This window comes from Actinoplanes sp. NPDC026670 (assembly GCF_040638175.1).
Taxonomy (GTDB): domain Bacteria; phylum Actinomycetota; class Actinomycetes; order Mycobacteriales; family Micromonosporaceae; genus Actinoplanes.
The window spans coordinates 125,006-134,359 of record NZ_JBEZXU010000029.1 but is presented as its reverse complement, the minus strand read 5'-3'; the positions used below and the strand labels follow the sequence as shown (position 1 = coordinate 134,359).

9 protein-coding genes are annotated in these 9,354 nt (G+C 68.8%); 5 read left to right on the top strand and 4 right to left on the bottom strand.

The features are described from left to right. Window positions 1-310: 310 nt before the first annotated feature. The 3 genes from ligA to AB0E94_RS27260 all read right to left on the bottom strand — a co-directional run bounded on the left by ligA (window position 311) and on the right by AB0E94_RS27260 (window position 3,685). The gene (gene ligA, locus AB0E94_RS27270) at window positions 311-2,311 is read right to left on the bottom strand and encodes an NAD-dependent DNA ligase LigA (RefSeq protein WP_360331295.1); all 2,001 of its coding nucleotides are present in this window, start codon (window positions 2,309-2,311) and stop codon (window positions 311-313) included. Window positions 2,312-2,540: 229 nt separating this feature from the next. Next, on the bottom strand, window positions 2,541-3,071 hold the full coding sequence (locus AB0E94_RS27265) for a hypothetical protein (protein WP_360331292.1): 531 nt from the start codon (window positions 3,069-3,071) through the stop codon (window positions 2,541-2,543). Then, window positions 3,068-3,685, bottom strand: a complete 618-nt coding sequence (locus tag AB0E94_RS27260; protein ID WP_360331289.1) for a TetR/AcrR family transcriptional regulator — start codon at window positions 3,683-3,685, stop codon at window positions 3,068-3,070. Before AB0E94_RS27260 ends, AB0E94_RS27265 begins: the two co-directional genes overlap by 4 nt. Before the next feature lie 98 nt (window positions 3,686-3,783). Between AB0E94_RS27260 and AB0E94_RS27255 the strand changes: the two genes are divergently transcribed. The 5 genes from AB0E94_RS27255 (at window position 3,784) to AB0E94_RS27235 (ending at window position 8,232) form a co-directional block, all read left to right on the top strand. Beyond that, window positions 3,784-4,797: a hypothetical protein gene (locus AB0E94_RS27255; protein ID WP_360331286.1), complete on the top strand. Its 1,014-nt coding sequence runs from the start codon at window positions 3,784-3,786 to the stop codon at window positions 4,795-4,797. A gap of 631 nt (window positions 4,798-5,428) precedes the next feature. After that, a complete protein-coding gene (locus AB0E94_RS27250) occupies window positions 5,429-5,896 on the top strand; it encodes a DUF4334 domain-containing protein (protein ID WP_360331283.1) in 468 nt (155 codons plus the stop codon). Between the two features lie 3 nt (window positions 5,897-5,899). Continuing rightward, entirely contained in the window at window positions 5,900-6,940 is a 1,041-nt protein-coding gene (locus AB0E94_RS27245; protein WP_360331281.1) for an NAD(P)-dependent alcohol dehydrogenase, read from the top strand. A gap of 10 nt (window positions 6,941-6,950) precedes the next feature. After that, window positions 6,951-7,436 carry a cupin domain-containing protein gene (locus AB0E94_RS27240; protein WP_360331278.1) on the top strand — a complete coding sequence of 162 codons (486 nt, stop codon included), beginning with the start codon at window positions 6,951-6,953 and terminating at the stop codon, window positions 7,434-7,436. A 325-nt stretch (window positions 7,437-7,761) separates the two neighbouring features. Next, window positions 7,762-8,232, top strand: coding sequence for an NUDIX hydrolase (locus tag AB0E94_RS27235; protein WP_360331275.1), 471 nt, complete (start codon window positions 7,762-7,764; stop codon window positions 8,230-8,232). Here the strand turns inward: AB0E94_RS27235 and AB0E94_RS27230 are convergent. Then, entirely contained in the window at window positions 8,217-9,311 is a 1,095-nt protein-coding gene (locus AB0E94_RS27230; protein WP_360331273.1) for a GNAT family N-acetyltransferase, read from the bottom strand. The two genes, AB0E94_RS27235 and AB0E94_RS27230, sit on opposite strands and share 16 nt — an antisense overlap. Between the last annotated feature and the right edge of the window lie 43 nt (window positions 9,312-9,354).

The following is a 9,354-nucleotide window of genomic DNA, read 5'->3' as shown; positions in this document are numbered from 1 at the left end:
CACCCAACGCCCACCCCGTCACCCGACCGCGACACCTCAAACCACCCACACGAGGAATCGACAACCACCCCACCACACCACCACGCAGAAGACTCCTCACCCGAGCAGAGCCGGCACAGGAGCGTCAAGCAGAGCCAACACAAGAACGTCAAACAGCAGCGCAAGACCGTCAGGCCAGCGGCCCCAACGCGAGACCGTCAGGCAAGCAGACCCGGCGCAAGACCGTCAGGCCAGCGGCCCCAACGCAAGACCGTCAGGCAAGCAGAGCCAGCGCAAGAGCGTCAGGCCGGCAGACCCGGCGCACGGAACCTCACGCGAGCATGCGAGCGAACTCCTCCGGCTCGATGACGGGAATGCCGAGCTGAGCCGCCTTCTTGGCCTTGCTGGTAGTCGTCTCCGACGTGACGAGAGCAGTGGTCTTGGCCGAGACACTGCTGCTGGCCGACCCGCCGAGAGCCTCGATTCGTTCGCTGACAGTGGTCCGGGTGTACCCCGGAACCGAACCTGACACCACATAGGTCTGCCCGGCCAGCGGCTTGGCGCCACCGTCGTCGACGACCTCCATCGTCAGCCCGAACTCGGTGAGACGATCGATGACCTCGCCCATCGCGACCAGCCCGTCGACCACATGCTGAGCCTTGATCAGCCCCATCTTGTCGATCTCGGCGATCTCCTCGACCGAGGCCGCTCGCAGAGCGGGCATCGACTTGAACCGGGCCGCCAGCCAGCGGCCGACACTACGGCCGGTCATCCGGATGCCGAGGCCGGTGACGACCCGGTTGAACGGCTGCTGCTTGCTGGCCGCCAGCCCGGCGACGATCCGCTCGGCATTGGACCGGCCGAGCATCACCGTGCCACCGGCGACTGTCTTGCCGACCGGCAGCTCGGCGATGTCGTCGACGCTCAGCGCATAGAGGTCGGCGACGTTACGGGCCAGACCGGCCTCGATCACCGCGTCACAGAACGAATCACCGGCCCCGTCGACGTCGAGGGCTTCGCGACTGCACCAATACGCCAACGCGTTGGCCGCCGCGCACGAGGCCGTGTGACACCGCCAGAGCAGGCTCGACTTGTCCCACGCCTCGCCGCACTGCGGGCACACCTCGGGCGCAACCCACGGGGTGAGGCCGTGTGGCTGGTCGCCGATCGGCGAGGTCACCCGGGGGATGACGTCACCGGCCCGCCACACCGCGACTTTCTGCCCGAGGGCCAGCCCCTGCTCAGCGACCCATTGCGGGTTGTGCAGGGTGGCCTTGGTGACCGTGGTGCCGCCGACGACGACCGGGTCGATGATGGCCCGCAGACTGATCCGCCCGGTCCGCCCGACCCGGACCTCGATCTCACGCAGGTAGGTGGAGGCGGTGTCCGGTGGGTACTTGAAGGCGACCGCCCAATACGGGGTCCGGCTGGCGAGCCCCAGCCGCCGGCGGGTCGCCTCGGCGTTGGCCTTGATGACCGCGCCGTCGATCGGGAACACCAGGCTGGCCCGCCGCCCGCCGATGACCTCGATCGCCGCGTTGACCTGCTCAGCGGTGAAGCACTCGCCGGCGACCTCGGGAATCAGCCGGCAGGCGGCCGGAAAGCCCAGCTCCTCGGCCCGGTCCATCCGCCCGAGGTGGGTGCCGGCCGGGTCCACGCCATCGCCGGTGATCTCGTAGGTGGCGAACGTCATCGGCGCGTCATAGGCCCGATCGATGCTGCGGATCGCCCCGGCGACCGCGCCCCGCGAGTTGACGAACGCCTTGCCCCCGGCGGCGACCCGGTTGGCGCTGGCCGCCTCGAAGTCATCGACTGTCATATAGACCTCGCCGCGCACCTCACCGCTCCAGGACGTGCCCAGCTCAGCCGGCAGCCCGGCGATGCCGCGCCGCACCTGGGCGGTCACATCCTCACCGGTGGCGCCGTCTCCGCGCAGCGCCGCGAGCGTCAGTCTGCCGTCGGCATACTCAGCGCGGATGGCGAGGCCGTCGAGCTTGACCTCGACCAGGCAGGCGTCGCCGCCGAGGGTGGCGACGAACTCCTCCACCTCCTCCGGCGTCTTTATCTTGTCGAGGGAGAGCATCGCCGTCGGGTGCCGCACGTCGCCGCCGGCAGAGGCCCCCGCGGCCACTGCGGTGGTGATGCCACGGTCGTCCCACTCCGGGTGCTCGGCCACCGACGCCGCGATCCGGTCGGCCAGCTCGTCATACTCCGCGTCGGTCATCACCGCGTCGCCGGTGTCGTAATACGCCTGGGCAGCACCCCGAGCCAGCTCCACCGCCGAGTCGAAGGCGCCACGATCAGCAAAGGTTTCCGGTGAACGATTGACCATGCCCGAAGGGTACGGCCAGGGTCTGACAAAAATGGCGGCTTCAGAACGGCCGAAGAGGCGAAGGACACCGAAGAGGCGAAGGACACCGAAGAGACGAAGGACACCGAAGAGACGAAGCAGACCGAAGAGACGAAGCAGACCGAAGAGACGAAGCAGACCGAAGAGACGAAGCAGACCGAAGAGACGAAGCAGACCGAAGAAGCGGGCGAGATTGAAGAGGCCGAAGAGACTAAAGCGGCCGAAGAGACCGGAGAGGCGGCACCGGCTCACCGGCAAGGTAGGCCTGGATCCGCCGCACATGACCGGGCCGCAGCCCACGACTCTCATCAGGCGCGATGACCAGCGCCTTCCCTTGCTCCGCCCAGGCCGCACACTCACCCGCGTGATGCCCGACCTCGACGTCATCGGTCCAGACCAGCAGCCTCCCCTCAGCGACAACTCGCCGGGCCGCAGCGATCTTGGCCGCGCAGGCGTCAGCCCCTTTGACCGGCTCCTCGAAGGCCCGAGGCAGAACGGGCAGCCCGAAAGCCTCTTCAAGAGCGCCGGCATCACTGCACCAGGTGGTGCACCAGGTGACCTCGGCCAGCCCTCGTGCGTGAACCTCGCGGATGACATCGATGAGGCGCGGCTCGTACCGGATCCGGTAGTCGTAGGCGTCAGCCGTGGACCAGACCTGCACCAGGCTGGGCCGGGTATGCCACCACCCGGCACGGAACGCGTTGATCACGCCGTCGACGTCGAGCAACCAGACCGGTATCACGAGAGCGGCTTCCCCGAGAGCAGTGCGTCAATCCCGGCCACATAGTAGGGCGCATCCGTCTCCGGCATGAGCAGTCGCTGCAGGATGTAGCCCTGCACGAGGCTGAGCATGGCCGCGCCGACCTGGTCCGGAGTCGCCGAATCGGACAGATTTCCGGCGGCCTGCCAGCGCCGGGCCACCTCCGCGCAGTGCCCGCGCAGCCGGATCACGACGTGCGAGACGCGGGCGAGGACGTCCGGGTTGCGAAGAGCCTCAGCCCACACCTGTACGGCCAGACGCGTCATGTCGACCCCGATGACGGAATCCTCGATGAACCGGTCGGTGACGGCCTCGACCATGGCGGTGGTCACTTCGGCCGGCGAGGGTGTCGCGTCCTTCGCGAGCAACCCGCCGAACACCTCGTCAGCAGTCGACATGGCAAGCTCGGCGACCGCCCCGATCAGCTCCTCCTTGCTGCGGAAATAGCTGTAGACGGCGCCGGCCGACAGCCCCGAACCGGCGATGATCCCGGCCATCGAGGTGGCGTGGAAACCGTTGTCGGCGAAGAGCCGGGCGGCCGCCGCGAGGATCTCGGCCCGGCGCTCGGCACGGTGTGACTCGGTGACGCGTGGCATGCATCCCAAGTTAGAACGAACGATCGTTCTTGACAAACCCAGCCGACCCGAGGACTCTCGAAAACGAACAACCGTTCTCTTAAAACTAGGAGTCGATTATGACCAGCGACAAACCGTCGTCCTGGCCGCAGGTAGCCGCGACGGTCGGGCTGCTCACGGTCATCATCAGCGTGCTGCTCACCGCGTTCGCCTGGCCGGCGGTCCGATCCACGGTGCACGACATCCCGATCGCCGTGGCCGGTCCCGCTCCGGCCGTCCAGCAGGTCACCGCCGCCCTCGAACAGCGCCTGCCGGACGCCTTCGAGATCACCGCGGTCGACACCACGGCAGCGGCCGAGCAGTTGATCCGCGACCGGGAGGCGTACGGCGCTATCGATCTGACCAGCGGAAAGCCGCAGGTCATCACCGCGTCGGCGGCGAGCGCTCCGGTGTCGCAGACCCTGACCGCCCTGGCCGCCGGCCTGGCCCAGGGGGAGACTCCGGCGGTCGCGGCGCGTGATCTGGTGCCGCTGCCCGCCGACGACCCGCGCGGCGCCGGGCTGGCCGCCGGCGCCCTCCCGCTGGTGATCGGCGGGATCATGGCCGCCGCTCTGCTCACCGCCCGCCTCCGTGGCACTGCTCAGCGAGTGACCGGGGCGCTGGCCTTCGCGGTCGCCGGCGGGCTGGCGATGGCCGCGATCCTCCAGTTCTGGCTGGGTTCGCTGAACGGTGACTACCTCGCCAACGCCGGCGCGATCGCGCTGAGCATCGGCGCCACCGCGCTCACCCTGCTCGGCCTGGAGTCGCTGCTCGGGGTGGCCGGGCTGGGTCTGGGCGCGGCCACGATGATGCTGGTCGGCAACCCGCTGTCGGGTGTGTCGTCGGCCCCGCAGATGCTGCCCGGCTGGTCCGGCGAGCTCGGCCAGCTGCTGCCGCCGGGCGCCGGTGGTTCGCTGCTGCGCTCGACCGCCTTTTTCGACGGCGCCGCCGCGACCCACCCGGTCGTCGTCCTGGCCGGCTGGCTCGTCTTCGGCGCGCTGCTCTGCCTGGCCAGCGCCCTGCGTACCGGCCGCCGGACGGCTCCGGCTACCGCCGAGCCGGCCACCCGGCCGACCGAGACGGTCACGGTCTGAGCAGTGGATCAGCAAGCGGCCGCCCCTGAAAAAACAGGAGGCGGCCGCTCACTGTTTCTAGAAGTCGTCGTCGAAGGTGACGCTTCCGGAGACCCCTATCTGGTACGCGGAAACGCGCCGCTCGAAGAAGTTGGACAACTCCTGAACCTCCCTCGACATTTCGCCAGTTTGGGTAGCGACGTTGCCAGTCAGGGCCGCAGTCGAAGTGAATCTCGCATTCGTCCTGGTCAGCGACATCCCCAACGAACTTCGCGAGATCACCGTGAGGCCCCATGGCCGTGGACGCGCACCCAGAGGCGATGCCGGGAACGGACCGCCGACGGCCGGGTCTGCCGGCCGCAGCGATGGTCAGCGCACACGTTCGCCGATCGTGTGCGCCTGCTTCGCTCCGACGGGGAAGGGAGCACACGTTGTGCCGTCCGTGTGCGCCCGCCATCGCTCCGGCGAGGATGGAATCGCACGTTGCCGCATTGTGTGCGCTGGTCGTCGCACGCCGGAGACCGAGTCGATCCATCTGAAGCAGAACTAGGCCTTGCGCGCGATCGACGGGAGGTTCTCGACCGCGATCATCCCGTAGCGCTCTTGGTCACCGTCGCCCTATATTGGCGGAACGCCAATAAGAGGGGTTGGTATGGACGCCGAAACCGCTCGCACCCGCATCGCCGACATCCGCGCCGCCGGCGGCAAGACCACGATCGACGAACTCGACGATCTCTGGGCCGCGCTGCCGACGGTCGGCCCGTACGAGATCCTCGGATCCTGGCGCGGCAGCGAGTTCGTCAGCGGTCACCGTTTCGAGGGTTACCTTCCGAAGATCCGCTGGTACGGCAAACGCTTCACCTCATGCACCGAAGTCGCCCCGCTGGTCTGCCGCGACGACGACGGCAACCTGTTCGACGACGTGGAACGCGCCAAGGGCGGCGCCGGCCTGTGGACCGTCGAGTTCCGCGGCGAGGCGACCGCGACCATGGTCTACGACGGACAACCGGTCCTCGACCACTTCAAACGCGTCGACGACGACACCCTGCTCGGCGTCATGAACGGCAAGGGCGTCCTCGACGACGGCCGGCACTACTACTTCGTCCTCGAACGGGACTGACCCGTGCGCATCCGGGCGGCACTCGTCGAAACGGCCGGCGGGCCGTTCACTCTCCGTGACCTCGAGCTCGAATCGCCACGCGCCGACGAGGTGCTGATCCGAGTCACCGCGGCCGGCATCTGCCACACCGACCTCAGCATGCGACGCCGCTGGCCGGCCCGGATGTCCCCGATGGTCTTCGGTCACGAGGGCGCCGGCGTGGTCGAGGCCGTCGGCGACGCCGTCACCACGGTCACCGTCGGCGATGCGGTTGCGGTGAGTTACCGCAGTTGCGGGCAGTGCGAACTGTGCCGGGGCGGCCATCCGGCGTACTGCCTGCTCAGCGATCTCAACATGCGCGGCACGCGCGCCGATGGCAGCACGCCGCTGACCAGCGGCGAAGACAAAGTCTTCGGCAGCTTTTTCGGCCAGTCCAGCTTTGCGACACATCTGCTGGCCGATCAGACCAATGTGGTACGGGTACCGCATGCACTGTCACCCACGGTAGCCGCGCCGCTCGGTTGCAGCGTCCAGACCGGCGCCGGAACCGTCCTCAACGTGCTGCGCCCCTCCCCCGGCGAAACGATTGTCGTCTTCGGCGCCGGCAGCGTCGGCCTGTCCGCGGTGATGGCCGCCGTCTCGCTGGGCTGCGAGGTGATCGCCGTCGACCCGGTCGCGGCGCGCCGTGACCTGGCCGTCGAACTCGGCGCGACCGGCACCGAACCCCGGGCCGCGCACCACGCCATCGACACCACCGGCCGGCCCGACGTGATCGCTCAGGCTCTCGGCCTGCTGCGCCGCCGCGGCACCCTCGCGCTGGTCGGGCTCGGCACGAAAGCCGAATTCGACATCATGACCGTGATGTACAACGGCCTGCGTATCCGGGGTGTCATCGAGGGCGACGCCACCCCGGCCGTGTTCCTGCCGCAACTGGTCGACCTGCACCGGCTCGGACGGCTCCCGGTGGAGAAACTGATCACCGAATACCCGTTCGAGGCCATCGAGTCGGCCGCACAGGACGCCGCTGCCGGAAAGGTCGTCAAACCGGTCCTGACTTTCGGGTAGACATTGATTCATGACTTATCCACCACCGCGGTACCACGGGGTCACCGGTGAGAAGACGGCTCTCTTCCGGCCCGCGGGCACACCGCCCGAGTTCGTCTACCCGAACAACGGCACCAGAGTGCACCACCTGGCCACGGGGGCGTCCACGGGCGGTCTCTTCGGCCTCTACCGGTGGGAGTGCGGCCCGGGCGTGACCGGCCCGAACCCCCATTTCCACCGTACGATCAGCGAGTCGTTCTACATCCTGTCCGGCGTCATGAACATCTACAACGGCGACAAGTGGATCGAGGCCGAACCGGGCGACTGGGTGCACGTGCCGATCGGTGGCATTCACGGCTTCAAGAACCGGTCCGGCGCCCCGGTGTCGATGCTGCTGCACTTCTCCCCCGGAGCCCCCCGCGAAAGCTATTTCGAGGGAATCGCCCACGTCGACGAGATGACCGAAACCGAACGGACCGAGTTCTACCTGAAACACGACAACATCTGGCTCGACTGACCACGCCCGAGACCACCAGCCGTCGCCCACGACGGTAAAGCGCACGCCATTCCAGCGCTGACCGACGGCCGAGACCACCAGCCGTCGCCCACCCTGGTAAAGCGCACGCCATTCCAGTGCTGAACGACGGCCGAGACCACCAGCCGTCGCCCACCCCGGTAAAGCGCACGCCATTCCAGTGCTGAACGACGGCCGAGACCACCAGCCGTCGCCCACCCCGGTAAGGCGCACGCCATTCCAGTGGTGAGCGACGGCTGTGTGAGGGATGCGGCTGTCGACACGTGCGCCGGGCGGTGACGGGCGGGCGGTTGGTTAGCCTCTACGGGTGAGCACAAGCGACTGGACTGCCACGTTGCCGCGCAAGCGGATGGGTGCCGGAGTGCTCTTCGGTGACGAGTGGGGGCGGGTTCTGCTGGTCGAGCCGACGTACAAACCGGACTGGGAGGTGCCCGGCGGATCGGTGGAGGCCGACGAATCGCCCCGCGCCGCGGCGGAGCGTGAGGTCCGGGAGGAACTGGGACTCTCCGTCGCCGTCGGGCGCCTGCTGGTCGTCGACTGGATCGGGCCGCGCGATGACCGTACCGAAGGATTGATGTTGATCTTTGATGGTGGGACCGTCGCGGACGGTGACGCCATCCGGCTGCCCGCCGCCGAACTGTGCGGATGGGCCTGGTGCACCGGGCCGGAAGCAGCCGAAAGGCTCTCGCCGGTGCTGGCGCGTCGCGTCGCCGCGGCGATGCGCGCCCGCGCCGCCGGGGTCTGCGCCTACCTGGAGGACGGTTACGACGTCGCCTGAGCGGCCTCCTCCACCTCGGCCAGGATCGACGTCGCGCCGGCCGCCGTCGCCAGCGCCCGCGCCTCGGTGATCATGTCGGCGGTGTCGCGGCCCTCGGCCGCCGCGATGTAGATCAGGCCGACCAGGTTCGCCGCGATGCCGACCGGGAAACCGTGCTCACGGCGCAGCGCCGTCGACTCCTCCAGCAGCTCACGCGCGGCCGTCAGATGCCCGGCCCGGTGCTCGGCGACCCCCAGGTGCCGCAGGGCGAAGGAACGCGTCAACGGGTCGCCGCGCTCGGCGGCCTGCCGGAGGAACGGCACCGCCTCGGTGTCGTCCTTCCGCACCACCTGGTGGAAGATGCCTGTCCAGCCGAGCGCCTCGGCCTCCCCGGTCACGTCTCCGGCCTGCCGGAACAGGGCGACCGCCCGGTCCAGCAGCGGCAACTCCTCGTCGTGGTCGCCGGAACCGGTGAGGAACCGGGCGTGCGCCAGTTTCGCCCGGCTCAGGCAGATCTCCGCCTCCTGAACGGACAGACGACGATCGGCTCCGGCCAGCCCGCCCGGGTCGCCGGTGAACGCGGCCTGCTCGTAGGCCGGCGACGGCACGAACCGAGGAGCCGTCCGCAGCAGGTCCTTGCGCATCTGCTGGGTGACGGCCTGGTAGCCGGAGGTCCGGTAGAGGTCGTTGGCGGTCGGGTTCGCCCCGAAGACGTTGAGCTCCAGCGCGTGCGCCCCGCGATCACGGGCCGCCGCCTCGCCCGCCGTGAGCAGTCCCCGGCCGAGACCGCGGCCCCGATGCTCGGCGGCCACCTCGATGTCGTAGAGGAAAGCACAGTCCGGCACGCCACGCGGATGGGCCAGCCCGATCCACAGCCGGCCGACCGGCTCACCGTCGACAGTGCCGATCAAGGTCAGCATGCCGTCGGTGGCCGGGCCTTGCGGAAGGCGTGCCGCAGTCTCCTCGCGGGCCCGCTCGTAGGCGCCCTCGGCCGGCCAGTTACCGGCCGTGACCTGCTCTCCGGCATAGTCGGTGGCGAGATCGTGCTGCCACCTGTCGAACTCGGTCGGGGTCATCTGTCGCACGGTCACCTCGGTCACTCAAAAAATCTTAGGGAGTCCGGTAGAAACCGTGGGGGCTCGT

Excerpts from the sequence above, each read along its gene's own strand:
- ligA (WP_360331295.1), bottom strand. The coding sequence starts at position 2,311 with ATGGTCAATCGTTCACCGGAAACCTTTGCTGATCGTGGCGCCTTCGAC.
- AB0E94_RS27260 (WP_360331289.1), bottom strand. The coding sequence starts at position 3,685 with ATGCCACGCGTCACCGAGTCACACCGTGCCGAGCGCCGGGCCGAGATC.
- AB0E94_RS27255 (WP_360331286.1), top strand. The coding sequence starts at position 3,784 with ATGACCAGCGACAAACCGTCGTCCTGGCCGCAGGTAGCCGCGACGGTC.
- AB0E94_RS27250 (WP_360331283.1), top strand. The coding sequence starts at position 5,429 with ATGGACGCCGAAACCGCTCGCACCCGCATCGCCGACATCCGCGCCGCC.
- AB0E94_RS27240 (WP_360331278.1), top strand. The coding sequence starts at position 6,951 with ATGACTTATCCACCACCGCGGTACCACGGGGTCACCGGTGAGAAGACG.